Origin of the sequence: Limosilactobacillus caviae, from assembly GCF_014635905.1 — a bacterium.
GTDB classification, from domain to species: Bacteria; Bacillota; Bacilli; order Lactobacillales; family Lactobacillaceae; genus Limosilactobacillus; species Limosilactobacillus caviae.
Map to the genome: position 1 here is coordinate 49173 of NZ_BMDS01000003.1, position 26472 is coordinate 75644.

Annotated in this window: 27 protein-coding genes and 1 tRNA gene; 24 read left to right on the plus strand and 4 right to left on the minus strand. The window is 39.0% G+C overall.

Annotated features, from left to right (window positions below):
* Positions 1–7: 7 nt before the first annotated feature.
* From mgfK to clpP, 4 genes are all read left to right on the plus strand, one after another.
* Positions 8–994, plus strand: a complete 987-nt coding sequence (gene mgfK / locus IEU90_RS05045) for a gluconeogenesis morphogenetic factor MgfK (protein ID WP_153710081.1) — start codon at positions 8–10, stop codon at positions 992–994.
* An 18-nt stretch (positions 995–1012) separates the two neighbouring features.
* Entirely contained in the window at positions 1013–1951 is a 939-nt protein-coding gene (gene whiA / locus IEU90_RS05050; RefSeq protein WP_182599221.1) for a DNA-binding protein WhiA, read from the plus strand.
* Between the two features lie 504 nt (positions 1952–2455).
* Positions 2456–2587, plus strand: a complete 132-nt coding sequence (locus IEU90_RS11410) for a hypothetical protein (RefSeq protein WP_003666430.1) — start codon at positions 2456–2458, stop codon at positions 2585–2587.
* A 161-nt stretch (positions 2588–2748) separates the two neighbouring features.
* Positions 2749–3342, plus strand: coding sequence for an ATP-dependent Clp endopeptidase proteolytic subunit ClpP (gene clpP / locus IEU90_RS05055; RefSeq protein WP_003666435.1), 594 nt, complete (start codon positions 2749–2751; stop codon positions 3340–3342).
* 118 nt (positions 3343–3460) lie between these two features.
* On the opposite strand, the gene IEU90_RS05060 is transcribed toward clpP, so the two are convergent.
* A tRNA-Arg gene (locus IEU90_RS05060) sits at positions 3461–3532 on the minus strand.
* Positions 3533–3799: 267 nt separating this feature from the next.
* Here IEU90_RS05060 and gap point away from each other — a divergent pair.
* The 10 genes from gap to smpB all read left to right on the plus strand — a co-directional run bounded on the left by gap (position 3800) and on the right by smpB (position 15771).
* Positions 3800–4807 carry a type I glyceraldehyde-3-phosphate dehydrogenase gene (gene gap, locus IEU90_RS05065; RefSeq protein WP_153710082.1) on the plus strand — a complete coding sequence of 336 codons (1008 nt, stop codon included), beginning with the start codon at positions 3800–3802 and terminating at the stop codon, positions 4805–4807.
* A gap of 86 nt (positions 4808–4893) precedes the next feature.
* The gene (locus tag IEU90_RS05070; protein WP_153710083.1) at positions 4894–6099 is read left to right on the plus strand and encodes a phosphoglycerate kinase; all 1206 of its coding nucleotides are present in this window, start codon (positions 4894–4896) and stop codon (positions 6097–6099) included.
* 81 nt (positions 6100–6180) lie between these two features.
* Positions 6181–6930: a triose-phosphate isomerase gene (gene tpiA, locus IEU90_RS05075; RefSeq protein WP_153710084.1), complete on the plus strand. Its 750-nt coding sequence runs from the start codon at positions 6181–6183 to the stop codon at positions 6928–6930.
* 90 nt (positions 6931–7020) lie between these two features.
* Complete coding sequence (gene eno / locus IEU90_RS05080) at positions 7021–8343, plus strand: phosphopyruvate hydratase (RefSeq protein WP_153710085.1); 1323 nt, start codon at positions 7021–7023, stop codon at positions 8341–8343.
* 314 nt (positions 8344–8657) lie between these two features.
* On the plus strand, positions 8658–10043 hold the full coding sequence (locus IEU90_RS05085; protein ID WP_153710086.1) for an amino acid permease: 1386 nt from the start codon (positions 8658–8660) through the stop codon (positions 10041–10043).
* Positions 10044–10178: 135 nt separating this feature from the next.
* The gene (locus IEU90_RS05090; RefSeq protein ID WP_153710087.1) at positions 10179–11729 is read left to right on the plus strand and encodes a ClC family H(+)/Cl(-) exchange transporter; all 1551 of its coding nucleotides are present in this window, start codon (positions 10179–10181) and stop codon (positions 11727–11729) included.
* A gap of 66 nt (positions 11730–11795) precedes the next feature.
* Positions 11796–12035 carry a preprotein translocase subunit SecG gene (gene secG, locus IEU90_RS05095; RefSeq protein ID WP_188357821.1) on the plus strand — a complete coding sequence of 80 codons (240 nt, stop codon included), beginning with the start codon at positions 11796–11798 and terminating at the stop codon, positions 12033–12035.
* Between the two features lie 78 nt (positions 12036–12113).
* The gene (locus IEU90_RS05100; protein WP_188357822.1) at positions 12114–12881 is read left to right on the plus strand and encodes an alpha/beta hydrolase; all 768 of its coding nucleotides are present in this window, start codon (positions 12114–12116) and stop codon (positions 12879–12881) included.
* Positions 12878–15280, plus strand: a complete 2403-nt coding sequence (gene rnr, locus IEU90_RS05105) for a ribonuclease R (protein ID WP_153710088.1) — start codon at positions 12878–12880, stop codon at positions 15278–15280. Before IEU90_RS05100 ends, rnr begins: the two co-directional genes overlap by 4 nt.
* 17 nt (positions 15281–15297) lie before the next feature.
* Positions 15298–15771 (plus strand): SsrA-binding protein SmpB, encoded by a 474-nt coding sequence (gene smpB, locus IEU90_RS05110; protein ID WP_153710089.1) that lies wholly within the window; start codon positions 15298–15300, stop codon positions 15769–15771.
* Positions 15772–15822: 51 nt separating this feature from the next.
* On the opposite strand, the gene IEU90_RS05115 is transcribed toward smpB, so the two are convergent.
* The gene (locus IEU90_RS05115) at positions 15823–16407 is read right to left on the minus strand and encodes an LURP-one-related/scramblase family protein (RefSeq protein ID WP_188357823.1); all 585 of its coding nucleotides are present in this window, start codon (positions 16405–16407) and stop codon (positions 15823–15825) included.
* Between the two features lie 150 nt (positions 16408–16557).
* Between IEU90_RS05115 and IEU90_RS05120 the strand changes: the two genes are divergently transcribed.
* The 4 genes from IEU90_RS05120 to IEU90_RS05135 all read left to right on the plus strand — a co-directional run bounded on the left by IEU90_RS05120 (position 16558) and on the right by IEU90_RS05135 (position 19394).
* A complete protein-coding gene (locus IEU90_RS05120) occupies positions 16558–17247 on the plus strand; it encodes a uracil-DNA glycosylase (RefSeq protein ID WP_163705072.1) in 690 nt (229 codons plus the stop codon).
* 60 nt (positions 17248–17307) lie between these two features.
* On the plus strand, positions 17308–18282 hold the full coding sequence (gene pta / locus IEU90_RS05125) for a phosphate acetyltransferase (RefSeq protein ID WP_188357824.1): 975 nt from the start codon (positions 17308–17310) through the stop codon (positions 18280–18282).
* 156 nt (positions 18283–18438) lie between these two features.
* Positions 18439–18897 (plus strand): tRNA (adenosine(37)-N6)-threonylcarbamoyltransferase complex ATPase subunit type 1 TsaE, encoded by a 459-nt coding sequence (gene tsaE, locus IEU90_RS05130; RefSeq protein ID WP_153710092.1) that lies wholly within the window; start codon positions 18439–18441, stop codon positions 18895–18897.
* Positions 18897–19394 (plus strand): GNAT family N-acetyltransferase, encoded by a 498-nt coding sequence (locus tag IEU90_RS05135; RefSeq protein ID WP_153710093.1) that lies wholly within the window; start codon positions 18897–18899, stop codon positions 19392–19394. Before tsaE ends, IEU90_RS05135 begins: the two co-directional genes overlap by 1 nt.
* Before the next feature lie 65 nt (positions 19395–19459).
* Here IEU90_RS05135 and IEU90_RS05140 read toward each other — a convergent pair whose 3' ends face one another.
* Both IEU90_RS05140 and IEU90_RS05145 read right to left on the minus strand, forming a co-directional pair.
* The gene (locus IEU90_RS05140) at positions 19460–19882 is read right to left on the minus strand and encodes a PAS domain-containing protein (RefSeq protein ID WP_153710094.1); all 423 of its coding nucleotides are present in this window, start codon (positions 19880–19882) and stop codon (positions 19460–19462) included.
* A gap of 14 nt (positions 19883–19896) precedes the next feature.
* Positions 19897–20433, minus strand: coding sequence for a 3'-5' exonuclease (locus IEU90_RS05145; RefSeq protein ID WP_153710095.1), 537 nt, complete (start codon positions 20431–20433; stop codon positions 19897–19899).
* 127 nt (positions 20434–20560) lie between these two features.
* Between IEU90_RS05145 and murB the strand changes: the two genes are divergently transcribed.
* The 6 genes from murB (at position 20561) to IEU90_RS05175 (ending at position 26456) form a co-directional block, all read left to right on the plus strand.
* Entirely contained in the window at positions 20561–21457 is an 897-nt protein-coding gene (gene murB, locus IEU90_RS05150) for a UDP-N-acetylmuramate dehydrogenase (RefSeq protein WP_153710096.1), read from the plus strand.
* A 347-nt stretch (positions 21458–21804) separates the two neighbouring features.
* A complete protein-coding gene (rbsK, locus tag IEU90_RS05155) occupies positions 21805–22728 on the plus strand; it encodes a ribokinase (RefSeq protein ID WP_188357825.1) in 924 nt (307 codons plus the stop codon).
* Between the two features lie 11 nt (positions 22729–22739).
* Positions 22740–23135 carry a D-ribose pyranase gene (gene rbsD / locus IEU90_RS05160; RefSeq protein ID WP_003666460.1) on the plus strand — a complete coding sequence of 132 codons (396 nt, stop codon included), beginning with the start codon at positions 22740–22742 and terminating at the stop codon, positions 23133–23135.
* A gap of 18 nt (positions 23136–23153) precedes the next feature.
* Positions 23154–24509, plus strand: a complete 1356-nt coding sequence (gene fucP / locus IEU90_RS05165) for an L-fucose:H+ symporter permease (protein ID WP_153710098.1) — start codon at positions 23154–23156, stop codon at positions 24507–24509.
* A 221-nt stretch (positions 24510–24730) separates the two neighbouring features.
* On the plus strand, positions 24731–25582 hold the full coding sequence (gene cdaA, locus IEU90_RS05170; RefSeq protein ID WP_153710099.1) for a diadenylate cyclase CdaA: 852 nt from the start codon (positions 24731–24733) through the stop codon (positions 25580–25582).
* Entirely contained in the window at positions 25566–26456 is an 891-nt protein-coding gene (locus tag IEU90_RS05175; RefSeq protein ID WP_153710100.1) for a CdaR family protein, read from the plus strand. The genes cdaA and IEU90_RS05175 overlap by 17 nt, the downstream gene beginning before the upstream one ends.
* Positions 26457–26472 lie beyond the last annotated feature (16 nt).

Consider the following 26472-nt stretch of genomic DNA (forward strand, 5'->3'; position numbering starts at 1 on the left):
TTTGATTATGTTGCATAAACCAAAGATTGTAGTAATCGGTGGTGGAACTGGGCTCCCAGTCGTTTTGCGCGGATTACGAGATCAAGACGCTGATGTTACAGCGGTTGTGACCGTTGCTGACGATGGTGGTTCATCAGGAATATTACGTAATTATATTAATGTTGTGCCACCTGGTGATATTCGGAATGTTTTAGTTGCACTATCGGAATTACCGGATCTTGAACTTGATATTTTCCAATACCGCTTTAAGAGTAGTGATCAATTTTTTGCCGGCCATGCAATTGGTAATTTGATTATTTCAGCTTTATCTGAAATGAAAGGCGGTATTTTTACAGCAGTTCAAGAACTATCTGAAATGATGAAAATTAATGGTCACATTTATCCAGTCGCTAATGAACCGTTAACGTTAAATGCTGAATTTACGGATGGAACAAAACTAAGCGGCGAGTCAGAGATAACGGCAGCTCATAAACAGATTAAACGAGTATGGGTAACCCCTTCTGCTGATAATGATGGTCATCCGGCACGACCGGTCTCTGAGGTTTTGACTGCAATTAAAAATGCTGACCAAATTGTTATCGGTCCTGGTAGTTTATTTACAAGCATTCTTCCCAACCTTATGATTTCTGAGGTAGGGCAAGCGGTTTGTGAGAGCAAGGCTGAAGTAATATATATTTGTAATATTATGACGCAGAAAGGTGAAACTGATAATTTTACTGATGCTGATCATGTCCGTGTTCTGAATCAACATCTTGGGAAAAACTTCATTGATACGGTCTTAGTCAATATTCAACCAGTTCCCGCTAACTATCTTGACTTCCAAGAATGGAACGAAATTTCTCAACCGGTTAAGCATGATTTTCGCGGATTACGTGCACAAGGCTGCCGGGTAATTAGTTCTAATTTCTTACGGCTTAAAGATAATGGGGCATTTCATGATCGGGATAAGGTAGTAGCAGAATTAATGAACCGACTTCATCAAGTCCATGATTAATAAGGAGGCAGATGCTAAGTGTCATACGCGAGCGAAGTAAAAAAAGAATTAACAGGAATAAAAGTTCATCGTGACAATGCGAAAGCTGAGCTAATGGCGCTTATTCGGATGAATGGGTCAATTGGGATTGCTGATCGGCAATTGATACTTAACGTGCAGACTGAAAATCCTGCTATTGCACGTCGAATCTATTCGCTACTAAAACAGTTTTACGGGGTAGAAAGTGAAATTGTAGTACGGCGAAAGATGAAATTAAAGAAAAATAATCAGTATATTGTCCGTTTGCGTTACCATGCCCAGCATGTTTTAGATGATTTAGGAATTCTACAAAACTTCCAGATTAAAGAACAGGTGCCAGTCGAGCTGCTTAAAGATGAATGGATGGTGCGGTCTTATTTGCGGGGGGCTTTTCTCGCGGGAGGTTCGGTTAATAATCCTGAAACTTCACGTTACCATTTGGAAATCTATTCTTTATATGAAGAACACAACGAAATGATTGCCCAAATGATAAATAAATTTGGCTTAAATGCGCAGACAACGGCACGACGAAGCGGGTTCATTGTTTATCTGAAAGAAGCAGAAAAAATTGCAAATTTTATGTCACTAATTGGTGCAACAAATTCCATGCTGCAATTTGAAAATGTGCGAATTGTACGCGATATGCGAAACTCTGTTAATCGATTAGTGAACTGTGAAAATGCTAACCTAAATAAAATTGCCAATGCTTCTACCCGGCAGATTGAAAATATTGAATTTATTGATTCACGTGTCGGACTTAGCAGTTTGCCTGATAAATTACGAGAAATAGCTGAAACGCGACTTGCCCATCAAGAAGTAAGCTTAAAAGAACTAGGCGAATTAGTACCAGGAGGGCCAATTTCAAAATCGGGGGTTAATCATCGTTTACGCAAATTAAATGCATATGCTGATGAATTGCGTGCCTCACAAGTAAAATAATAAAAGCCTTTAGCATATCTTCGTCCTTGATCGACAGGGTATGCTAAAGGCCTTTTTGTAAAAAAAGAAAACCTATTTTTTATTAATGCTTTCGCTAATCAATGCTAATTCTGTAGCGGCACATTCTTGATCTAATTCATTCCAATTTGTAGTAACGTTAAAAATGTTTAAGGTATTTACTGACATAGTTATATCCTCCTCGGTCTTACACCATTACTTTATTTCTCATGTCTATACTCTGTATCATACTCTAATTGGTCTAAAATGTAAATCTTTTAGTTGTAACGTTTGATGGACGCTTGATAAAATTGGTATAGTTAAATCAGCTAAAAAGCTAAGGTAATAGTAAAGATAATCGTTTAACAATTTCAAGAAAATATTTCTTAATTTTTTCTTGGGAGGATTTATTTTTTGAAATTTAGAGAGACTTGCTTTTTAAAACGATGCCCGGTATAATTGGAACGTTAATTAATTTACGTTTAATATAAAAGGAGGCAAATACACATGCGTAAAGCACACCCATACGGCGTACAAGGCCGTCGCCCAATCGCTTCAAAGTACAAGCGAGCATTAAAAGAAAAGAAGATTGAAGCTATTCGTAAGTGGGCTAAGGAAAAGCCAGCTGAAGAAAAGTAATTCATAAAAAAGATCATGCAGCTTAATGCATGGTCTTTATTTTTACAAAAATATTAAATAAAGGTTAAAACATTTGACCTTTTTTGACCAATCGAGTATAGTATTATTATCCGTTAGCATACAAGACTAACGAGTGCTAATTAACTTAAGGAGGCCATATTATGAATTTAGTTCCTACTGTCATTGAGCAATCATCACGTGGTGAACGTGCTTATGACATTTACTCACGGCTTCTGAAGGACCGCATTATTATGCTTTCCGGTCCAATTGAAGACGAAATGGCAAATTCAATTGTTGCGCAGCTTCTATTCCTTGATGCGCAAGATTCAACTAAAGACATTTATTTATACATTAATTCACCTGGTGGAGTTGTTACCTCAGGAATGGCAATTTACGACACCATGAACTTTATTAAGGCTGATGTTCAAACTATCGTCATCGGAATGGCTGCTTCTATGGCCAGTGTGTTAGTATCATCTGGTGCTAAGGGGAAGCGTTTTGGGTTACCGCACTCACAAGTTCTGATTCACCAGCCATCTGGTGGAGCACAAGGTCAGCAAACTGAAATTGAAATTGCTGCTACTGAAATTTTGAAGACTAGAAAGATGCTTAATGGCATTTTAGCTAAGAATTCTGGTCAGCCGATTGAAAAGATTCAGGCTGATACTGAACGTGACCATTATTTAACAGCGCAGGAAGCGGTAGATTACGGCTTGCTTGATGGCGTAATGGAAAATAATTCAAAATTAAAGTAATACTTAATAAGTTTAATTAAACATAAATCCCTATATTTAGGCTTTTTCCTAGATATAGGGATTATTTTTATATATAAAAATTTAAAATAAAAAAAGAGGCTATAGTAGCCTCACAGGATGCGCCCCCCGAGAGTCGAACTCGGATCTCGAGAACCGGAATCTCACGTGCGATCCATTACACTAAGGGCGCGTCAACAAATATTATACTATCTTAAATTATAATGGATTGCAAGGATTATTTGAAAAATTTAATCAAAATAACGCTTACATCAGAAAAATGTTGTGATTGAATAGACAATTTTTTTGAAGATGGTATGATAAGTATCGTAGGAGTTGTATATTGCTTAGACCTTACCACTGCGTCACTTACAATGGTTGACAGTTGCGATGCTGATGTAATGTGATAAACTAAGCAAGTACACTAATTTATGTTTTTCCTAAAGGAGGAATTTGCAGTATGACTGTAAAAATTGGTATTAACGGTTTTGGCCGTATTGGTCGTTTAGCATTTCGTCGGATTCACGAACTCAACACAGATGATATTGAAGTTGTTGCAATCAACGATTTGACTACTCCTTCCATGTTGGCATACTTACTTAAGTATGACTCAACTCATGGTAAGTTCCCTGGTGAAGTTTCAGCTACTGATACTGGTATTGTTGTTGATGGTAAGGAATACCCTGTATATGCTGAACGTGATGCTCGTAACATTCCTTGGGTAAAGAACGATGGCGTTGACTTTGTCCTTGAATGTACTGGTTTCTACACTTCTGCTGAAAAGTCACAAGCACACATCGATGCTGGTGCAAAGCGTGTATTGATTTCAGCACCTGCTGGTAACATCCCAACTGTTGTTCCTGGTGTTAACCTTGACACCTTGACTAAGGATGATGTTATCGTTTCAGCTGGTTCATGTACTACTAGCTGTTTAGCACCAATGGCTAAGGTTTTGAATGACGAATTTGGTGTTAAGGTTGGTACTATGACTACTATTCACGCATTCACTTCAACTCAAGCTATCCTTGACGGCCCTCGTGGTAAGAAGATGCGTAACAACCGTACTGCAAGTGTTAACACTATTCCTCACTCAAGTGGTGCTGCTAAGGCTATCGGCTTAGTTATCCCTGAATTAAACGGTAAGCTTTCAGGTCACGCACAACGTGTTGGTGTTGTTGATGGTTCATTAACTGAACTTGTTTCAATCTTGAACAAGAAGGTTACTGTTGACCAAATCAACGATGCTATGAAGAAGGCTACTAGTCCAGCATTTGGTTACACTGAAGACGAAATTGTTTCAACTGATATTATCGGTTCAACATATGGTTCAGTATTTGATCCTTCCCAAACTGAAATTATGGAAGGTGACGATGGTTCACAATTAGTTAAGACTGTTGCTTGGTACGACAACGAATACGGTTTCACTAGCAACATGATCCGTACTTTACTTCACTTTGCTACTCTTTAATTTGAAGTAAAATTAAACTAATTGATTAAGGTGGGAGGAGGAGAACTCCGCTCACCTTTTTTGATAAAAGAGGAGGAAAAATATACATGGCTAAATTAACTGTTGAAGACCTTCCTTTAGAAGGTAAAAAAGTATTAATGCGTGTCGACTTTAATGTGCCAATTAAAGACGGCGTAGTTGGTGATGACAACCGAATCGTTGCCGCTTTACCAACTATTAAGTATGTAATTGATAATGGTGGCCGGGCAATCTTATTCTCACACCTTGGCCGGATTAAGAAAGAAGAAGATAAGCCAGGTCTTTCTCTTCGTCCAGTTGCTGAACGCCTTTCAAACTTGCTTAATAAGCCAGTAACATTTGTTCCGGTTACTGAAGGCAAGCAATTAGAAGATGCCATTGATAACATGAAGAACGGTGATGTTTTGCTTGTTCAAAACACTCGTTACGAAGATGTTAAGGATGGCGAATATGTAAAGCGTGAATCTGGTAATGATCCAGAGTTAGGCAAGTACTGGGCATCACTCGGCGATGTATTCGTAAATGATGCTTTTGGTACTGCACACCGTAAACATGCATCAAATGTTGGAATTGCTACAAACATGCCAGGTAAGGCTGCTGCTGGTTACTTAATGGAAAAGGAAATTAAGTTCTTAGGTGACGCTGTGGATAACCCTGAACGACCATTTGTTGCTATCCTTGGTGGTGCTAAAGTTTCTGACAAGATTGGTGTTATTGACAACCTTCTTGATAAGGCAGATAAGATTATCATTGGTGGTGGAATGGCTTATACATTCTACGCTGCTAAAGGAATCAAAGTTGGTAACTCTCTTGTTGAAAAAGACAAGATTGATGTTGCTAAGCAAATCCTAGACAAGGCTGGCGACAAGTTAGTATTGCCAATTGATAACGTAGTGGCTGATAAGTTTAACAACGATGCTGACACTAAGGTAGTTGAAGGCGACATTGACGATGGCTGGATGGCTCTTGATATCGGTCCTAAGTCTGTAAAGGAATTTGCGAACGTATTAAAAGATGCTAAGACTGTTGTTTGGAATGGACCAATGGGTGTATTTGAAATGCCTAACTTTGCTAAGGGTACGCTTGAAATTGGTAAGTTCCTTGGTACTTTAACAGATGCTACAACAATTGTCGGTGGTGGTGACTCAACTGCTGCTGTTAAGGAATTGGGTGTTGCTGATAAGCTTACTCATATCTCAACTGGTGGTGGAGCATCATTAACATACCTTGAAGGTAAAGAATTACCTGGAATTGCTGCAATTTCTGATAAGTAATTCGTTACTATTCATGATTAGGGGGCTGAGAAAAATTCATGTTTTTCTCAGCCCTTTTATCCTTTATTGGGGGTGCACGAAATGAGAGTACCAATTATTGCAGGAAACTGGAAAATGAATAAGGATGTTCAAGAGGCAGTTTCTTTTGTGAAACAAGTAAAAGATGAGCTGCCACCAGCTAACCAGCTTGAAACGGCGATTGCGGGACCAACGCTTTGTTTAGTGCCAATGGTAAAAGAGGCTGGCAAGTCGCCCTTAAAAATAATGGCTGAAAACTGTTACTATAAGGATGATGGTGCATATACCGGTGAAACAAGCCCATATGCCTTATATCAAGCAGGAATTCACCATGTAATCTTAGGACATTCTGAGCGGCGAACATACTTTAATGAAAGTGACGACATGATTAATAAAAAAGTTAAAGCTGCTTTGAAAAACGGATTGTGTCCAATTGTTTGTTGTGATGATACAATGGGTCGCCGTGTTACAGGGAAAAAGGTTCATTGGGTCGTAAGCAGGATTCTAGCTGATGTGCATGGCCTTACTGATGACGAAATCTGTCATGTTACTATTGCTTATGAACCAAGTTGGGCAATTGGAACTGGTGAAAGTGCCGATCCAGATCAAGCGGCAGAGGGGTGTTACTTGATCCGTCAAACAATTAGTGATATGTACGGTGATAATGTTGCTAATGATGTTCGTATTCTCTATGGCGGAAGTGTTACGACCGCTAATATTAATGCGTTGATGGAGAAACAAGACATTGACGGAGTGTTGGTTGGTGCTGCTAGTTTAAATCCCGCAACATTTTTACAATTAGTTCACCATTAACCTGTTAAATGCTTGTTTTTAATTGTGTAAAATAATACAATGTTAAGTGGAATTGCTTTCCAAATAAATGACAGAGGAGAGATTCATCAAATGTCACTCATTACAGATATTTATGCACGTGAAGTCCTTGATTCACGTGGTAACCCAACAGTTGAAGCAGAAGTTTACACAGAAGCTGGCGGTGTAGGCCGCGGTATTGTTCCTTCTGGTGCTTCAACTGGTGAACACGAAGCTGTTGAATTACGTGACGGCGACAAGAACCGTTTTGGCGGTAAGGGTGTTTTAAAGGCTGTTTCAAACGTAAACAACATTATTGCTAAAGAAATCGTAGGGATGGAAGTTACTGACCAAATCGCTATCGACAAGGCAATGATTAAGTTAGACGGTACTCCAAACAAGGGTAAGTTAGGTGCTAACGCTATTTTAGCTGTTTCATTAGCTGCTGCTCGGGCTGCTGCTGACGAATTACAAGTACCTCTTTACAACTACCTTGGTGGTTTTAACGCTCACGTATTGCCAACACCAATGATGAACGTTATTAACGGTGGTGCTCACTCAGATAACAAGGTTGATTTCCAAGAATTTATGATCATGCCAGTTGGTGCACCAACTGTTCGTGAAGCTATTCGTTGGGGCTCAGAAACTTTCCACGCTTTGAAGAAAGAATTGGAAGCTGCTGGTAAGGTAACCTCTGTTGGTGACGAAGGTGGATTTGCTCCTGACTTTGCTAACAACGAAGAACCATTCGAATACTTAATCAAGGCTATTGAAGATGCTGGTTACAAGCCAGGTAAAGACATTGCAATTGCCTTTGACGTTGCTGCTTCAGAATTATGGAATGATGAAGACAAGAAGTACAAGCTTCGTTGGTCAACTGGTGAAGAATACACTACTGAAGAATGGATTAATTACTTATCCGGTATTATTGAAAAGTACCCAGTAGTATCTGTTGAAGACCCAATTGATGAAAACAACTGGGATGACTGGGTAACTATTACTAATAAGTTAGGTAAGAAAGTTCAACTTGTTGGTGATGACTTCTTTGTAACTAATACTGATTACTTGAAGAAGGGTATCCAAATGGGTGCTGCTAACTCAATCTTAATCAAGCTTAACCAAATCGGTACTTTAACTGAAACTGTTGAAGCTATCGAAATGGCTAAGGAAGCTGGTTACACTGCTATCGTTTCACACCGTTCTGGTGAAACTGAAGATACTACTATTGCCGACTTAGTTGTTGCTACAAACGCCGGACAAATCAAGACTGGTTCAATGAGCCGGACTGACCGTCTTGCTAAGTACAACCAATTAATGCGGATTGAAGATCAACTTGGTGATGTTGCTCAATACAAGGGTATTCACTCATTCTACAACTTGAGCCAACAAGCTCGCCAAGACATCGAAAACCGTTAATTTGCGGGATTAATAAAAACGGAAGATGAGCGTGACATAAGCTGTTTATAGTTTTATCATTATGCTTCATCGGCCTAATAAAAATATAAGTAGGGTTCCAAGGTTCGATTTTTACCGAGCATTGGAACCCTATTTGTGTACTGTACAGTTTGTCTTTTATCTAGGCAAGATCCTTTATTGAAAATCTATTTAACTAGGCTTGAAAATGGTTATATTGATTCTATTAAAAAATAATGAGAAAGAAATATTGGAATTTTTTGTGAAATATAATATAATTTTTAAGAGTTAAATTCAATGAAAGGATAATGATACAAATGAAAAAATCAGCACCGGAGCTTAACCGTTCGATGACTGCTGGTCAGATGGAAATGATCTCTCTTGGTGGAGCAATTGGGGTCGGTCTGTTTATGGGATCGACGTCAACCATTAAGTGGACGGGTCCATCGGTAATTCTTGCATATGCATTTGTTGGTTTAATTTTATATATTGTAATGAGGGCCTTGGGAGAGATGATCTATATTAATCCCGGCACCGGTTCTTTCGCAGATTATGCAACAGAATATGTTCATCCAGTAGCCGGATACCTTGCTAAATGGGCTAACGTATTTGAATATATCGTTGTTGGGATGTCTGAAGTGGTTGCTGCCACTGAATATCTTAAATATTGGTGGCCGCATATGCATACGTGGGTGGCTGGAATTGTAATTATAATTTTCCTAGTATTAGCCAATTTAGCGAGTGCGAAGGCATATGGGTCACTTGAATTTTGGTTTGCGATGATTAAAGTCATTACTATTATTTTCATGATCCTACTTGGATTTATGATTATCTTCTTTGGATTTGGTAATGGTGGTCACCCAACCGGCTTTAACAATCTGTGGTCCCATGGTGGATTCTTCACTGGCGGTTGGAGCGGTTTCTTCTTCTCAATGTCAATTATCGTTGGTTCTTATGAGGGAATTGAATTGCTAGGGATTTCCGCTGGTGAAGTTGCAAATCCGCAAAAAGCAATTGTTAAATCAGTTAAGTCCGTCCTATTCCGGATTTTGATCTTCTATGTTGGAGCAATTTTTGTAATTGTAACGATTTATCCTTGGAATGAATTAAGTAGTGTCGGTTCGCCGTTTGTTTCTACATTTGCTAAGGTTGGAATTACGGCAGCAGCGTCAATTATTAACTTTGTTGTTTTGACGGCAGCATTATCAGGCGCTAATTCTGGTATTTATAGTTCAAGCCGAATGCTATTTAAGTTATCTCATGAGGGGGATGCGCCTAAGATTTTTGGACGCCTCTCAAAACGAATTGTTCCCGATGCAGCGATTCTTGGTATCTCTGGTGGTATTTTAATTGGCTTCATTATTGATATGATTTCCACAATTTATAGCCACTCGACAGCCGATATGTTTGTGGTTGTCTTTAGTTCATCGGTTCTACCCGGAATGATTCCATGGTTTGTAATTTTATTAGCAGAATTGCGATTCCGTCGTAACAATAAAGATTTAATGACTGACCATCCCTTTAAGCTGCCGCTGTACCCATTCTCAAATTACTTCGCATTCATTATGCTGATTGTGATCGTCATCTTCATGTTTATTAATCCTGATACGCGAATTTCGGTCATTGTTGGTGCAGCAGTATTAATTCTGGCAGTTGTTATATACATTATTCGTCATGGCCTTAGTAAAGAAAAAGCATCGTAATCTTTTTGCGGGAGTTGGCAGAGCTAGATAAGCTAGTTCTGGTTAACTCCTATTTTTATTTTAAAATTAATTTCGCCTTGCTAAACTCATGTAGTAAAATGGCATGTAGACTTTTAATAAATTGGAGAATAGATAATGGAAAGCAGAAAAGAGGCATTTCACCGATATAATCAGCTTAATCAAATAGTTCGCGCGATTATTATCGGAATATTAACCGGGCTGGTAGTAAGTTTATTTCGCCTTATCATTCAGTGCTTTTTACAACTAGTAACAACATGCTTTGGATACTTTCACTCCCATCCATTGTGGTTAGTACCGTGGACGATTGGATCAATCATCTTGGCGTTATTATTAGGGTGGCTGGCTCAGACCTATCCAGATATAAAAGGATCAGGAATTCCGCAGGTTGAGGGGCAATTGACTAACCAGTTTGATGAAAAGTGGTGGCCGGTATTATGGCGGAAGTTTCTCGGTGGAATATTTGCAATTGGTTCGGGGTTATATTTAGGACGAGAAGGACCATCAATTCAACTTGGTGCGACAATCGGTCAAGGGGTTGAAGAAACGGCAAAATTAGGTCAGCTTAACCGACAAATCGGAATTGCGAGTGGTGCGGCCGCTGGGTTAGCCGCTGCCTTTAATGCACCAATTGCTGCTACTATTTTTATTTTGGAAGAAGTGTATCATAATTTCTCGCCGGTAATTTGGTTAGCGACGTTTGTCAGTTCGCTATGTTCTAATATGGTATCGATGCAATTTTTTGGATTACGGCCGGTATTAAACGTTCCGTACAATCATATGCTGCCTAATAACCTTTATTGGCATTTAATTGCGTTGGGAATTTTATTAGGTGTTTTAGGTCGGTTTTATCAGGTTATTATTTTACGCTTGAATGGTTGGACAGCAAGACTTCCTAAGTTATCCCCAATTGCTTATCCGATTATTCCGTTTTTACTAGTGATCCCGATTGCTTGGTATTTTCCAATTACACTTGGGGGCGGGAATGAGCTAATTATTGTTTTGCGTTCCTTGCCGGTTTCTTTAGCGTTATTTATAGGTCTCTTTGTTCTTCGCTTTGTATTTTCGATGATCAGCTATGGTTCGCAATTACCAGGGGGAATTTTTTTACCGATCTTAACTCTTGGTGCTATCCTAGGCGCAGTTTATTGTGCTTTAATGGTTAGATTAGGACTGATGCCGGTTCGTTATCTGCCTAATTTTATTATTTATGGAATGGCGGGTTATTTTGCATGTATCAGTAAGGCACCTTTTACTGCTATCTTGTTAATTACGGAAATGGTTGGATCGCTTGCTCATTTAATGCCTCTAGCGTTAGTGGCAGTGGTTGCCTACCTAGTTGTAGATGCATTACATGGTGAGCCGGTATATACGGCAATGTTTAATGCTTTTATTGGCAATAATCCACAATCCGCCCGGCGTAAAGAAGACGTTACGATGTCGATTACTATTTACGCTGGAGCACGATTAGCTGGTTGTAAGGTAAAAGATTATCCGTGGCCGACTGATTGTATTGTAATGGTTATTTATAGGGGAGAAGAAAAAATTATCCCGAATGGTCAAACAGAGTTACAAGCAGGTGATACATTGATTTTACGTGCTAACTCCGCTACGACGCGGCAAGCGTATCATGAGATAAGTCGAGCAGCTCATTATGCGCAAGGATAGCAATAGAATAATAAATATGATATGATAGTTAAGATAAAAGCGTGAAAGTATTAGGAGGAAAATTCCTTGTATAACACATTAATGACTTTATTCTTAATTGATTGCGTTGTATTAATTGCTTGTGTAATGATGCAGCCAGCAAAAAATGATAATGATGCGATGTCAGCTTTAACTGGTGGTGCTGGCGACTTATTCTCACGTCGTAAATCGCGGGGATTTGAAGCTGTTATGCAGATTGTTACAACAATTTGTGGAGCACTCTTCTTTATTCTGGCATTAGCTATGATTTATGTTTCGTCACATTAAATTTAAAGTGCCTCCTGAAATTATTGTGGTTCCAGGAGGCTTTTTTGTCACTACTGTTAAAGTGTAGGGGATGATTTAGTGAAAACGTATACTGGTGACTCTTTTTTCTTTCCCCATAGTGGACGGCGTGGAGTTATCTTACTCCATGCATACACAGGAAATACAAATGATGTTCGAATGTTGGGACGCCAGCTTAATTGGCAGGGATATACGGTTTTCGCTCCGCTCTTAAGTGGTCATGGCGGCGATCCGAAAAAAGTGTTAGAAAGCAATGGACCAGATGATTGGTGGGATGATACGCGGATGGCGATTTTTCGTTTGCGAGACGCTGGAATTGATCAGATTGCTATTTTTGGCTTGTCGTTAGGAGGCTTATTAGCAACAAGGGCTCTTGAAAATGACCCGCGATTATTAGGCGGTGGTGTTTTTGCATCCCCGATTACTACTTGGGGGCAGTCCAATGTTCCAGAATACTTCCCTAAAATTGCTGCAAAATATTATCGTCAGCAGAAGTTGAATCCATTAATCACTAAAGAAAAAGTAGCTAAGTTAACAGAACGGCTCCCTAAGCAATTGACCCAAATTCAAAATATGGCGCACCAGCTTTGTGACCACTTAGACCAGATTCACCAACCTTTTTTCATTGCCCAAGGTGGTGCTGATGAAATGATTGATCCTGCTTCAGGTCTTCAATTAGAAAAACGGTTACAAGAAAATGGGGTCGCAGTTGATTATCATTATTACCCTACTGCTACACATCTTCTAACAGTTAATACCGCCCATCGACAATTATTTACTGATGTAGGAAAATATCTACAAATTTTATTCGAGGTGTCTTCTAAATGACAACAAATGATTTAAAAGAAAAAATATTAACACATTTAACTGATAATGCAGGTATTAGTTATTCTGCAGAAAAACTTGCCCACCAATTAGGGATGGATGATGCTAATCAATTTACACCGATCGTTCAGTCACTTGCCCAGTTGGAACGTGAGAAAAAAGTTCAGGTAACTGATCGTGGCGAATTTGAAGCGGTTATTAAGCAGCAACCACTTATTGGTACATTCCATGGTAATGATAAAGGATTCGGGTTTGTCGACTATGATCCGGACCTTCCAGATATGTATATCAATCCTGACCATACCCGCTATGCGCTAAACGGGGACCAAGTAGAGGTTAAAGTGTTGCGGCCTGCAAAACCAGGTAGCGATCAAGGTCCAGAAGGGCAAGTAACGCGAATTGTTGAACACAAATATGAACAAGTAGTTGGCGAATTTAAGCAAGAAACTGTTGGTAATTATATTGGTGAAATCTTACTTAAAGATAAAAAATTATCGCGGTATCATTTTTACGTAACTGATAAGGGCTTAAAACCGCTTGATGGTCAAGTCGTAACGGCCACCGTTGAAACTTATCCGAGTGATGAGGCACCGGAAGTATTAACAGGAGCAGTTACTGAAGTTATTGGTGACAAAGATGAACCGGGCATTGATATTATGTCAGTAATTTATGCCCACGATGTTCCTCATGAATTTCCTAAAGAAGTGATGGAACAGGCTAATAAGATTCCGCTTAAGGTTCTTCCTGAAGAAAAAAAGGGTCGTAAAGATATTACAGACCAACCACTTGTTACAATCGATGCAATTGAATCAAAAGACTTAGATGATGCGGTTGTAGCATGGAAAATGGATAACGGTCACTACCACCTGGGGGTTCACATTGCTGATGTTTCTCACTATGTAAAACCAGGAACGCCTCTTGATCAGGAAGCATTTAAGCGCGGAACATCTGTCTACTTAACAGACCGAGTAGTGCCAATGCTTCCTAAACGCCTTTCTAATGGGATTTGTTCCTTGAATCCAGGTGAAGAACGGCTAGCAATGAGTTGTGAAATGGAAATTGATGAACAGGGGAAAATCGTTAACCACCGCATCTTCCAAAGTGTAATGAAATCTCATGCTCGGATGACTTATAAGGCGGTTAATAAAATTCTTGAGTCTCATGACGCCAAAACGATAAAGCAATACGAAGACTTAGTTCCAATGTTTGAAACAATGAGTGAAATTCACAAATTATTGCTTAAAAACCGGAAGAAACGTGGAGCAATTGACTTTGAAGCGCCTGAAGCAAAGATTATTGTGGATGAAAAGGGACATCCGACAGACATTCAGTTACGGGATCGGGGCCTTTCTGAGCGAATGATTGAATCGTTTATGCTGGCAGCAAATGAAACAGTTGCTGAACATTACTTTAAGGAGCATGTGCCATTTCTTTATCGGATCCACGAAACACCGGATAGTGACCGAATTAAAGCTTTTGCGGAGTTCTTAAGCGTATTCGGTATTGATGTTCATGGCGATATTAAAAATGTTAAGCCGCGGATGCTTCAACAAGTATTAAAAGATGTTGCCGGTACTCCAGAAGAGCAGATGGTTCAAGTTATGATGTTGCGTAGTATGCAACAAGCCAAATATTCAGATGAAGAACTTGGCCATTTTGGCTTGGGTGCAAAATACTATACTCACTTTACTTCACCAATTCGTCGATACCCTGATGATACAGTGCACCGTTTAATCAAATGGTATGAAAAGCACGGAAAGAATGAACCAGCTAAGGACCATTGGCGTGATAAGCTTCCAGAAATTGCCGAGCATACGTCTGTTACAGAACGGCGCGGAATTGATACAGAACGTGATGTTGACAGCATGAAGAAGGCGGAATACATGGAAGACCATGTTGGGGAAACTTTCGATGCAGTTGTTAGTTCAGTAATGAAGTTTGGTTTATTTGTAGAATTACCAAATACGGTTGAAGGATTAGTTCATATTAGCGTCATGAATGATGACTATTATGAATATTCAGAAAAACATATGGCCCTAATTGGCCGAAAGTCGCACCGGATCTTCCAAATGGGACAGCCGATTAAGGTTAAGCTAGTACGAGCAGATAAAGATCTTCGTGAAGTAGACTTTGAAATTGTTAATCCTGAAGAGGCACCAAAGACAAAGATTCGGGTTCCGCATAATGATCAATACCATGGTCGTGGCCGTGGTCGGAAAGGCCGTACTAACAATAAGTCTCAGCGCGAGAACAATAATGGCAGTCACTATCGGAATACGCAAGGAAAATGGCGGCGGAGTAACCAAGAAAATGGCCGACAAAATAATCGTCAAATAAATCGTGGACAAACTCGTCACCACAACAATTCACGCGATCATGAAAGTGTTCGTCGTCACCATTAAAAGCGGGGAGGGATATTATGGCAAAAAAATCCCATCAAGAAAATAACGACAATTTAATTGCACAAAACAAAAAAGCTCGTCATGACTATTTTGTAACAGATACGGTTGAGGCTGGATTAGTTTTAACGGGGACTGAGATTAAATCGGTTCGTGCTCACCGTGTTAATTTGAAGGATGGATTTGCGCAGGTCCGTAATGGTGAAGCTTGGTTAATGAATGTGCACATTAGTGAATATGACAACGGGACTTACTTTAATCAAGATCCGTTAAGAAATCGAAAATTATTGTTGCATAAAAAAGAAATTAATAAGCTTGCAGGAGCCTTACAAGATAAGGGAGTTACGCTTGTTCCATTAAAGATGTACATTAAACATGGTTATGCAAAAGTATTATTAGGCCTAGCTAAAGGTAAGCACCAATACGATAAGCGTGAAGCAATTAAACGTCGTGAACAAAACCGTGAGATCGAACGGGTTATGAAACATTACTAAATATAAAGGAAGAGGTCAAGAAATCATGTTTCTCGGCCTCTTCCTTTTACATTACTTGTTTTTATGGCTTTTACAGGTAAGATTTAACTGATTACTGATAGAAAATGACATGCTAGTACTTAGCTTAGGAGAACGTTTCATCAACCGGGCTAATAGTGGTTCTTGTTCGCTTCTTCGTGCCCAGTGGTTAAGAATGCTAGCAATCAGGATTGCTAAGGGTTCATCTTCCTTTTTGTTTACTTTTAGTTCATGACAATATCCACTCGAAAGTTTAACTGGCTGAATTGAAAAGACTAAGTGACTACCTGAAAAGACACGGTAACGACTAGTTAATGGGGAACCAACGATGATCCAGTTAATTCCGCGGATATAAATAACCTGTTGAACAAAACCAAACCCTTTACCGATTGTACCGACTCGTTGACGATTGACGTATAATGCAAACTTCGGTAATAATCCAAGGGTTAACTGCTTTACTTCAGCTAATAAAGCTCCATCAATTGCATACAATGATAGGGCATCGTACCTCATTCCCCATTTACCGACAAGAAGATAGCACGATTTACCGTTCTTATCGCGAATGACGGTCGTTCCATGTAAATCAGTTGAACGATCGCGAATAAATAATTGTCGCACTTTGCCACCACCATTCTTTGATAATCTATCTTTTATTTTACCAGCTTCTTGGAAAAATTGGTGAAGAAACTTCCTAGATAAAAAACGCTTCCAATTTATCCCATTATGATGTTTAATTATGCTAAAATAATAGGCGAGGTGCTAATAATCGTGAAACAGTTAATTCATAACGACTGGTGGGAAGTCTTAAAGCCCCAGTTTGAGAGTACATATTATGCTCAATTGCATAATTTCCTAAAAGAAGAATATACCCATCAAACGATCTACCCAGAAATGCATCATATTTTTGAAGCATTTGAATGGACGCCTTTTAGTAAGGTTAAGGTTGTTATTCTTGGTCAAGATCCTTATCATGGACCTAATCAAGCGCATGGGTGCAGTTTTTCAGTACTGCCTGGGGTACCGGTCCCGCCTTCATTACAGAACATTTATAAAGAATTGCAGAGTGATTTGGGTTGTACGCCGGTAAATCATGGCTATTTGAAAAAATGGGCTGATCAAGGCGTCCTTTTATTAAATTCAGTTTTAACAGTACGTGCGGGACAAGCATATTCACACCGTGGACACGGTTGGGAACAGTTAACAGATGCGGCAATTCACGCTTTATCTGAACGTCCTAAACCAGTTGTATTTATTCTGTGGGGACGTGCTGCACGCAACAAAAAACAATTGATTAATACAAATACGAATATAGTCCTTGAGTCAGCCCACCCAAGTCCATTATCTGCTAATCGCGGGTTCTTTGGCTCACGACCATTTTCTAAAACCAACGAAGCACTTCAGGCGATGGGAGAACAGCCAATTGATTGGCAGCTTCCTGCCGAACCAAATTATCGTTAAAGATGTGATCATCAGTCACAACTTTAAAATGTTTAGTAACCATAAGGAGGTACTTGCATTATGGAATTATTTGATGAGATTGCTGCAAAGATTAAAGGACAAAACAAGACAATTGTTTTTCCTGAAGGTGAGGATAAGCGGATTTTAGGAGCTGCTGTTCGCTTAAAGAAAGATGACTTAGTAGACCCAATCCTGCTTGGGGATAAAGAGGCAATTAAAAAAGTTGCCAGTGAAAATAACTTTGACCTTACTGATCTTCAAATCATTGATCCAGCAACTTATCCAGAAGACGATAAGCAAGCAATGTTTGACTCATTAATGGAACGGCGAAAGGGAAAGAACACCCCTGAAGAAATTCAAAAGATGCTTGAAGATGTTAGTTACTTTGGGACAATGCTTGTCTACATGGGAAAGGCTGACGGAATGGTTTCTGGTGCTGTTCACTCAACCGGCTCAACAGTTCGCCCTGCATTGCAAATCATTAAGACTAAGCCAGGTGCTCACCGGATCAGTGGAGCCTTTCTTATGATTAAAGGCGATCAACGTTATATTTTTGCCGATTGTGCAATTAATATTGAATTAGATGCACCAACGATGGCTGAAGTTGCAATTCAAAGTGCTGAAACGGCCCGCCTTTTTGAAATTGATCCGAAGGTGGCATTGCTTAGCTTTTCAACTAAGGGTTCAGCTAAGGGCGACATGGTTACGAAAGTTGCGGACGCTGCTAAGTTAGTTCATGATTTAGATCCTGACTTACCAGCTGATGGTGAACTACAATTTGATGCGGCAGTTGTACCATCAGTAGGTGAACTTAAGGCCCCTGATTCTAAAGTTGCTGGTCATGCCAATGTCTTCATTTTCCCAAGCCTTGAAGCAGGTAATATTGGTTACAAGATTGCCCAACGATTTGGCGGATTTACTGCAGTTGGTCCTATTCTTCAAGGACTCAATGCCCCAATCGCTGACCTTTCACGGGGATGCAGCGAAGACGATGCTTATAAGGTAGCAATGATCACCGCTGCCCAATCATTATAAGATTAGTTTAATAAACTAGCTAAAAGAGAGTACAAATATGAAGCTGTGTTGGTATGCTCCTATTAGAGGGTATGATGCTTCTAAAGTACTCTTTTTGCTTTTTAAAAAAGACATATGTACAATAAGACTAGTTATTTTAGAGTAGGAGAGAGTGCTATGGAAAGCTTAACTTTGACGAACCGTGATGCAACGATTAATCTCGGAAAAGTAATTGGTCAACAACTAGCGGCGGGGGATGTCCTTGTCCTAGATGGTGACTTAGGAGCCGGTAAAACGACTTTCACTAAGGGCCTTGCTGTTGGTTTAGAAATTCCAGACATTATTAAGAGTCCTACGTTTACAATCATCCACGAGTATCAAGACGGGCGGTTACCCCTCTACCATATGGATGCATATCGGCTTGAAAATGGTGGAGCAGCTGATTTAGGCCTTGAAGAATATTTTGATGGCGATGGAGTCTCTGTTGTCGAATGGGCTAAATTTGTAGAAGATGAACTTCCAGCTAATTTTTTGGCAATTCATTTTAAGCGTACAGACGATGATGAGACAAGAATCCTTGAATTTGAACCCCATGGCGAACATTTTGAACAAATTGTTAGAAATGTGGTGAAATAATGGCAGACGAAATCTCTGTAAAACTTGCGACTAGTGATGATGCTGAAAAGGTTTTAAGTTTTTTACGGGCAACCGCTACAGAAAGCAATGCTGTTTTAGTTCCGCACCTAAATGAAATTAGTGAAAAAACGGAAGCTAAAAATATTGACATGATTAACCAATTTGATGATTGCGTGATTTTATTGGCAATGCTGGGAGAAGAAGTTGTTGGAATGGTAACCGTAATGGTATTAGAGCATCAACCGACGACAGGAGAATTGGGAGTGGTAGTCCGTAAAAAATATTGGCGGAATGGTATTGGCCGCCTTCTAGTTGATGAGGCTGAGTATTGGTTTAATACATACAGCAGCTTGGAGAATTTAGTCCTGACCGTTTTTGAAGATAATTTTCCAGCAATTAGTTTATATCAACAATTAGATTTCGTTAAAACAGGGACAGCTATTGAACAAGGACGCAAGGTTATTCAAATGAAGTATTCACCAAAAGAAACAAAATAAAGGAGCAGGATAGGAAGTACCGTAAATAACTTCTATCTTGCTCCTTATTTATACATGTAAGGATATTATTTTTTATGAAATATTTGTTTGATGTTGCGCCAAACAGATCCTCGCTGTTGGTGATTGCTAACTTCTTGAGTAACCTCTACACAGCCTATATATTTACCATTCTCATCACGCAACGCATAAAAGGCAATGTTTACTGGTTGATCATGATGCTTAATCATAATATTGATTGAATCGCGGTCACCGCTGTGCATATCGTGAAGGACTTGTTTGACATGGCCCTGACTATGACCGGGGTGGACTTCTAAAACGTGTTTGCCCAAATCATCGTCAGTTCGTTTGAATAAGCGGTGACGGTTGGCAGATGACCAACGTACGATATCATTTTCATCGATAAAGTCAAATTCAACGGGGATTGTTGAAAAAATAGCATTAAGCTGTTCAAGAGTTAAGTTGCCGCCATTAAGGTTAATATTAGTCATAGTAGAATTCTCCTTTAGCCAATTAGTTTGATAAATGGTTGAATTTGTTGTGGGGTAAAATGTTGACTTTGGTACAGCAAGATATTAGCACAGGCTTGAGCATCGTCAAGAGCATTATGGTGGTGATGCAGGTCAATATTCAAGGCGTCACAAACAGTATTTAGCTTATAATTTGTTAATCCAGGTATTAATTGACGACTGCTTGCGAGCGTATCCAGCGTTTGGTATGCAGGAGGTTCAATTTGATAATGCTCTAACGTATTTTTTAAGACATTATTATCAAAGCGGTTATTATGAGCAATCACTAGCTTATCAGGGGTATAAAATTGCTTGATATGATCCCATACTTCAGGAAAGTCTGGTGCATTTTGAACGTCACGTTCGTGGATTCCATGAATCTGTGTATTACGCCAGAAAAACTTGGTGTGGGGATTAATTAAAGTATAAAATTCATCAGCAATCTGATTATCACGGACGATTGTAAGAGCTAATGAACAAGCACTATAGCGTTTGCCACTGGCTGTTTCAAAGTCCATCGCAATAAAATTCATTTAGCATCCTCCTTGCAAAAGTCGATAATTTTATTTTACAATCAACTAATCATTTTTCAAAACTTTTAATTTTGAAAAATGATACAATAGCATTTGTAAGTATATGCAAAAAAGGAAGAAATAAAGAATGGCTAATTTGATGAATGAATTTCCTAATATTGAGATTAAACAAGATGAACCATTAATGAACTATACCTATACCCATACAGGCGGTCCTGCTGATTGGCTGGCCTTTCCTGAAACGATTGATCAGGTAAGAGAGTTAGTCAACTATGTTCATGAACATAAAATGTCATTAACCGTTTTAGGTAATGCCAGTAATTTAATTGTTGGTGATGGCGGAATTGATGATTTAACAATTATTCTGACCCGTCTTAATAAGGTTGAAGTCCACGACAATAAAGTTACTGCACAAGCGGGGGCATCGTATGTTGAAACTACTAAAGCAGCTCGTGACAATAAATTAACTGGTCTAGAGTTTGCTGCGGGGATTCCCGGAAGTATTGGCGGAGCAATTTTCATGAATGCTGGTGCTTATGGCGGTGAAACCAAAAATGTTGTTTCTGAGGCGACCGTGATGTTACCAGATGGCACAATCACACACCTTTCAAATGAAGAATTAGATTTTGGCTATCGGCATAGTAGCGTTCAAGACAATAATGGAATTGTACTTGATGCTACCTTTACCCTTGAACCAGGAAATTATGATGAAATTAAAGCAAAAATGGATGATTTGAATGAGCGCCGTGCAGCTAAACAACCACTTGATCTGCCATCTTGTGGTAGTGTATTTAAGCGTCCCGCGGGCTATTATGCTGGAAAATTGATTCATGATGCGGGCTTACAAGGTTATACTTATGGTGGTGCACAAGTATCAACAAAGCATGCAGGATTTATCGTTAATATTGACCATGGGACCGCGGCAGATTATGTCAATGTTATTCACCATGTTCAAAAAACAGTAAAAGAAAAATTTGGTGTTACCTTAGAAACAGAAGTTAGAATTATTGGTCGCCAAGATTAATATTATGAAGTGTAGATTTGTTAAAAGACTGTTAATAAATCTGCGCTTTTATTATTTTAAAGATTGTGAAATGATTTTAGAACCTAATAAGTAACACCATCTATTGCGTTGTAGCACTCGACCTGTGATGAGTTGAGGATAATTCTTACTATTTTATTTGTAAATTATGAAAGAATCTCACAAATTGCTCATTGAAAAATTATTTTGCTGGCTGAAAAGCGATTTCAAGGGTTTCTTAAGTATATCGGTACACTGAATGGTAAAAGTAATTTTGTAATCACTTTCAAAATATGATAGGATAGCTAGGTCTCATTCTTGAAAAAATTCACAAAGTAAGGAGTATAGTTATGAGCAATAATGTAGTTGTTTTAGGAAGTATCAACGTCGATACTACTTATCACGTTGATCGTTTTCCACAGCCTGGTGAAACAATTTCAGCAGTAAGTAAAAGTTCTGCGCCAGGTGGTAAAGGCGCTAACCAAGCAGTTGCTGCGGCACGTTCTGGTGCAAAGACTGCTTTTATTGGTGCTGTCGGTTCTGACAAAGAAGGAGCCTACATGCTTGAATCATTAGCTGATGATCACATTGATACTCGCCACATCATGACTGATAAGTTGCATGGTACTGGAAGTGCAGCAATTACTTTAGATGCTAATGGTCAAAATGACATCATTGTATACGGTGGTGCTAATCAGTCAATGACCACGGATGTTCTTGCAGGAATTGATGATGTCTTAAAAGATGCGGACTTTTTAATTAGTCAATTTGAAACACCACAAGAAGTTGCACTGGCTGCATTTAAGCAGGCTAAGGAACACGGTGTTACAACATTGTTAAATCCGGCACCTGCTCATGAAATTTTACCCGAATTATTAAAGTACACCGATGTTATCACTCCTAATGAGAGCGAGTGTACGTTGTTAACCGGTATTGAGATCACTGATGAGGCTTCAATGTTAAAGAGTGCTGAGTATTTCCGTGAACGCGGCGTTAAGCACCTCCTGATTACATTGGGATCAAAAGGAGTATTTTACGCTACTCCAACATCTCATGGATTAGTACCGGCATTTAAGGTAAAAGCTGTTGATACAACTGCTGCCGGTGATACATTCCTTGGTGCATTGAGTTCACAGTTGGAAAAGGACTTGTCAAATGTTGATAAGGCGCTTGTTTACGCGCAACGGGCATCTAGTTTAACCGTTCAACAAATGGGGGCAATGCCTTCAATTCCAGATCATGATGCAGTTATGAAAGCATTAGCAGAAAATTAAGGGGAATTATCATGAAGAAAACAGGGATTATTAATTCAGAAGTTTCAGCTGTTGTTGCTAATATGGGTCATATGGATTGGTTATCAATTGGTGATGCAGGAATGCCGGTTCCATTTGGTACTAAGAAGATTGATTTGGCCGTGGACAAAGAACTGCCAAGTTTTATGGACGTGTTAAATAATGTTCTTAAAGAAATGAAAGTTCAAAAGATTTACTTGGCTGAAGAAATTAAAGACCAAAATCCAGAACAGCTAGAAAACATAAAAAAGGCATTACCTGATGTTGAAGTTGCATTCATGCCTCACAGCGAATTAAAGAAGAGTCTTGCTAAGACCCACGCATTTATTCGGACAGGGGAAATGACGCCGTACTCAAACATCATTTTGGAATCAGGAGTTACATTCTAATATTTAGGAGTTTAAATTATGGATAGTAAAGTAAAAAAAGATCGGGAACAGAGTTGGGTCCAGCTTCCTGACGGCTACCTTAGCCGGACGCCAATGTTCCAGTTTGTTATTCTATGTTTGATTTTTCCATTATGGGGAGCTGCTGCGAGTCTTAATGATATTTTAATTACACAGTTTAAGACCGTCTTTACCTTAAACGACACAGCAACCGCCTTTGTGCAAAGCGCGTTTTACGGTGGCTATTTCTTAATGGCGATTCCAGCATCGATTCTTATTAAAAAGACATCATATAAGTTAGCAATTCTTATTGGGCTATTATTTTATATTATTGGTTGTGGATTATTCTTCCCAGCTTCACATGTTGCTACTTATAGTATGTTTTTAGTGGCTATTTTTGCCATTGCAATTGGGTTAAGTTTTCTTGAAACCAGTTGTGATACTTATGCCACAATGTTTGGCCCTAAAGATACTGCGAATAAGCGATTAAATGTCGCAAATGTATTGATTCCGCTTGGTGACATTATGGGAATCGTACTTGGTAAGTACCTTATCTTTGGTGAAGGCGGAAATATTGCTGATAAAGTTGCGAAGATGTCTAAAGCCGAAGCCGAGGTGTATAACCAACACTTACTTCAATTAACTTTGCGGCCTTACAAGTACATTTTAATTGTTTTAATTATTATCTTTATTGTTTTAGCAATAACTAAGATGCCCCGTGCAAAAGCATTTTCAACCGCATCTGAGTCAAAAGAAGCTCAACCATCTCTTGGAGAAACTTTCAATTACCTATTCCACAATAAGCGGTACATGAAAGGGGTGCTTTGCCAGTTTATCTACGCTGGTATGCAAACCACTGTATGGTCATTTACTATTCGGTTGGCACTACGGTTAGATTCACATATTTCTGATGCTGCTGCTTCAACTTTTATGATCTACAGTTATATTGCCTGGTTCTTTGGTAAGCTGGTTGCTAACTGGTTCCTTGACCGGTATTCAATCACCAAGGTTTTAACCTGGTTCTCATTACTAGGAACAATTTCATTAGTGATTACATTTACTGTGCCAAATATTGTTGCTGTTATTGCGGCAATTGCTACTAGTTTCTTCTTTGGTCCTGAATGGCCGACTATTTATGCTCATACTCTTGATCAAATTCACGAAAAGAAATACACCGAAACCGGTGGAGCATTTATTGTTATGTCGTTGATTGGTGGGGCAATTGTCCCAACTATCCAGGGACGGGTGTCTGACTTAACTGGTTCAATGCAATTATCATTTATCGTTCCAGCAATTTGTTTTGCCCTTATTACCCTTTACTTCTGGACTGAACACCGCTGGGAAAAAGCACACCCAGATGAAGTTCAGGAACACTAAAATTTCCCAGGAAATAATTTGAAATTAATTTGGAGAGGACAAAATAAAAATTATTTACTTCTCTATAGAATAAAGTGGCTCCCGGCATTCGGTTTAGCTGAATTTTGGGAGCTATTTTGTATTATTTCCGTAGAAAACTTTGCAGTATTTCCTTTTTGAATTGAGCGAAATATAAAATGAAATGATATAATATGAACGTGATTTAGAGGATGGTGAATGCGATGCAGTTTATAATTTCGCTTTTAACATGGCAAAATCTGATTCACTTAATAGATATCTTAGTAATTTGGTTTTTGATTTACGAATTGCTAATGTTGATTCGTGGGACACGGGCTGTTCAGTTATTCCGCGGAATCTTAATTATTATTTTAGTTAAGATTGTTAGCTGGTATGTTGGTTTAAGCACTGTGTCATGGGTAATGGATCAAATTATCAACTGGGGTGTTATTGCAATTGTTATTATATTCCAGCCAGAGATTCGGCGGGGATTGGAACACCTTGGTCGCGGAACATTCTTTACCCATAATCAAACAGCTAATGAAAAAGAAGAAGATACGATTAAGCAATTGGATCAGGCAATTCAATACATGTCAAAGCGAAGAATTGGTGCTTTAATGAGTATCCAAATGAAAACAGGACTAGAAGAATATATCGAAACTGGTATTCCGTTAGATGCAGATATATCGGGTGCATTACTCATAAACACGTTTATTCCTAATACTCCTTTACATGATGGTGCAGTAATTATTAAGGACAACCGAATTGCTGTTGCGGCGGCTTACTTACCTCTTTCTGATAGCAAGTTGATCCCAAAAGAATTAGGGACGCGGCACCGGGCAGCTGTTGGAATTAGTGAAGTGACTGATGCGTTAACAATTGTCATTTCTGAAGAGACTGGGGAAGTTTCAATTACAAAGGATAATGAATTAATTAGGAATATGTCACGTGATGAGTATCTCAAATTCTTGCGTGCCCAGTTATATACGCATGAACCTCAACACGAGAACTTAGTTACAGAACTATATGCTAAGTTTCAACGTAAAGGAGGTGGTCGCCATGGGCAAAGACACTAAAGGATTCTTTCGTCGGAAATGGTTTTTAAGGGTTATCTCGTTAATTCTTGCTCTTTTCCTTTTTATGTATGTTAATGGGAGTAAGAGCGGTTTCCTTCGTCAAAATACGCGAAACAATAATCAAAGCAGTGCATTAATGTCTGACAAGTCAGCGACGATTAAGATGCCTCTTGATGTGACGATTGATAATTCTAAATATATTGTTAGCGGATATCCACAATACGTCAAAGTAAGGGTAACCGGACCATCTGCCTTGGTGACAACGACATCAAATACGCAAAATTTTAAGATTTATGCGGATCTCTCTGATTTAACACCAGGGAGACATCGGGTAAAATTAAAAACAAGTGGTCTGAATTCGGAATTAACATCGAAAATTGAGCCAAATTATATCAACGTTAATATCCAACCACGAAAAACGATTACAATGAAAGTTACTATCCGGTTGAGTAATAAAGATTTGGATAATGGATATAAGCTTGGACGACCGCATAGTGATATTCAAACAGTTCAAGTAACTGGTTCAAAAAATGAAGTAAATCAGGTCGATAAGATTGTTGCTTTTGTTGCCATTCCGCATAACGCTAAAGACAATATTAGTCGACAAGTAACTTTGCAAGCACTTGATCGTAATGGTCAAACGCTTAATGTGGTTATTTCGCCAACGACCACTAATGTCTCAATTCCAATTTCTGCTGGAGCGGAGAGCAGTAGTTCAAACAGCAGTTTATCCAGTAGTGAAAGTAAAGATGATACAAGTAGTAGTGCAAGGGGAACATCTAAAAGTACCTCTTCTGAATCATCTGTTGAGACATCGCAATCTTCAAGTAGTATAAATAGTAGTGAAGATTCAAGCTCAAGCAATGCAAATTAATACTTTTAATATAATA

What these genes read in the sequence shown, in the direction of transcription:
- mgfK (WP_153710081.1), top strand. Translation starts at nt 8, where the DNA reads ATGTTGCATAAACCAAAGATTGTAGTAATCGGTGGTGGAACTGGGCTC.
- IEU90_RS11410 (WP_003666430.1), top strand. Translation starts at nt 2,456, where the DNA reads ATGCGTAAAGCACACCCATACGGCGTACAAGGCCGTCGCCCAATCGCT.
- clpP (WP_003666435.1), top strand. Translation starts at nt 2,749, where the DNA reads ATGAATTTAGTTCCTACTGTCATTGAGCAATCATCACGTGGTGAACGT.
- gap (WP_153710082.1), top strand. Translation starts at nt 3,800, where the DNA reads ATGACTGTAAAAATTGGTATTAACGGTTTTGGCCGTATTGGTCGTTTA.
- IEU90_RS05070 (WP_153710083.1), top strand. Translation starts at nt 4,894, where the DNA reads ATGGCTAAATTAACTGTTGAAGACCTTCCTTTAGAAGGTAAAAAAGTA.
- tpiA (WP_153710084.1), top strand. Translation starts at nt 6,181, where the DNA reads ATGAGAGTACCAATTATTGCAGGAAACTGGAAAATGAATAAGGATGTT.
- eno (WP_153710085.1), top strand. Translation starts at nt 7,021, where the DNA reads ATGTCACTCATTACAGATATTTATGCACGTGAAGTCCTTGATTCACGT.
- IEU90_RS05085 (WP_153710086.1), top strand. Translation starts at nt 8,658, where the DNA reads ATGAAAAAATCAGCACCGGAGCTTAACCGTTCGATGACTGCTGGTCAG.
- IEU90_RS05090 (WP_153710087.1), top strand. Translation starts at nt 10,179, where the DNA reads ATGGAAAGCAGAAAAGAGGCATTTCACCGATATAATCAGCTTAATCAA.
- rnr (WP_153710088.1), top strand. Translation starts at nt 12,878, where the DNA reads ATGACAACAAATGATTTAAAAGAAAAAATATTAACACATTTAACTGAT.
- smpB (WP_153710089.1), top strand. Translation starts at nt 15,298, where the DNA reads ATGGCAAAAAAATCCCATCAAGAAAATAACGACAATTTAATTGCACAA.
- pta (WP_188357824.1), top strand. Translation starts at nt 17,308, where the DNA reads ATGGAATTATTTGATGAGATTGCTGCAAAGATTAAAGGACAAAACAAG.
- tsaE (WP_153710092.1), top strand. Translation starts at nt 18,439, where the DNA reads ATGGAAAGCTTAACTTTGACGAACCGTGATGCAACGATTAATCTCGGA.
- IEU90_RS05135 (WP_153710093.1), top strand. Translation starts at nt 18,897, where the DNA reads ATGGCAGACGAAATCTCTGTAAAACTTGCGACTAGTGATGATGCTGAA.
- IEU90_RS05140 (WP_153710094.1), bottom strand. Translation starts at nt 19,882, where the DNA reads ATGACTAATATTAACCTTAATGGCGGCAACTTAACTCTTGAACAGCTT.
- IEU90_RS05145 (WP_153710095.1), bottom strand. Translation starts at nt 20,433, where the DNA reads ATGAATTTTATTGCGATGGACTTTGAAACAGCCAGTGGCAAACGCTAT.
- murB (WP_153710096.1), top strand. Translation starts at nt 20,561, where the DNA reads ATGGCTAATTTGATGAATGAATTTCCTAATATTGAGATTAAACAAGAT.
- rbsK (WP_188357825.1), top strand. Translation starts at nt 21,805, where the DNA reads ATGAGCAATAATGTAGTTGTTTTAGGAAGTATCAACGTCGATACTACT.
- rbsD (WP_003666460.1), top strand. Translation starts at nt 22,740, where the DNA reads ATGAAGAAAACAGGGATTATTAATTCAGAAGTTTCAGCTGTTGTTGCT.
- fucP (WP_153710098.1), top strand. Translation starts at nt 23,154, where the DNA reads ATGGATAGTAAAGTAAAAAAAGATCGGGAACAGAGTTGGGTCCAGCTT.
- cdaA (WP_153710099.1), top strand. Translation starts at nt 24,731, where the DNA reads ATGCAGTTTATAATTTCGCTTTTAACATGGCAAAATCTGATTCACTTA.
- IEU90_RS05175 (WP_153710100.1), top strand. Translation starts at nt 25,566, where the DNA reads ATGGGCAAAGACACTAAAGGATTCTTTCGTCGGAAATGGTTTTTAAGG.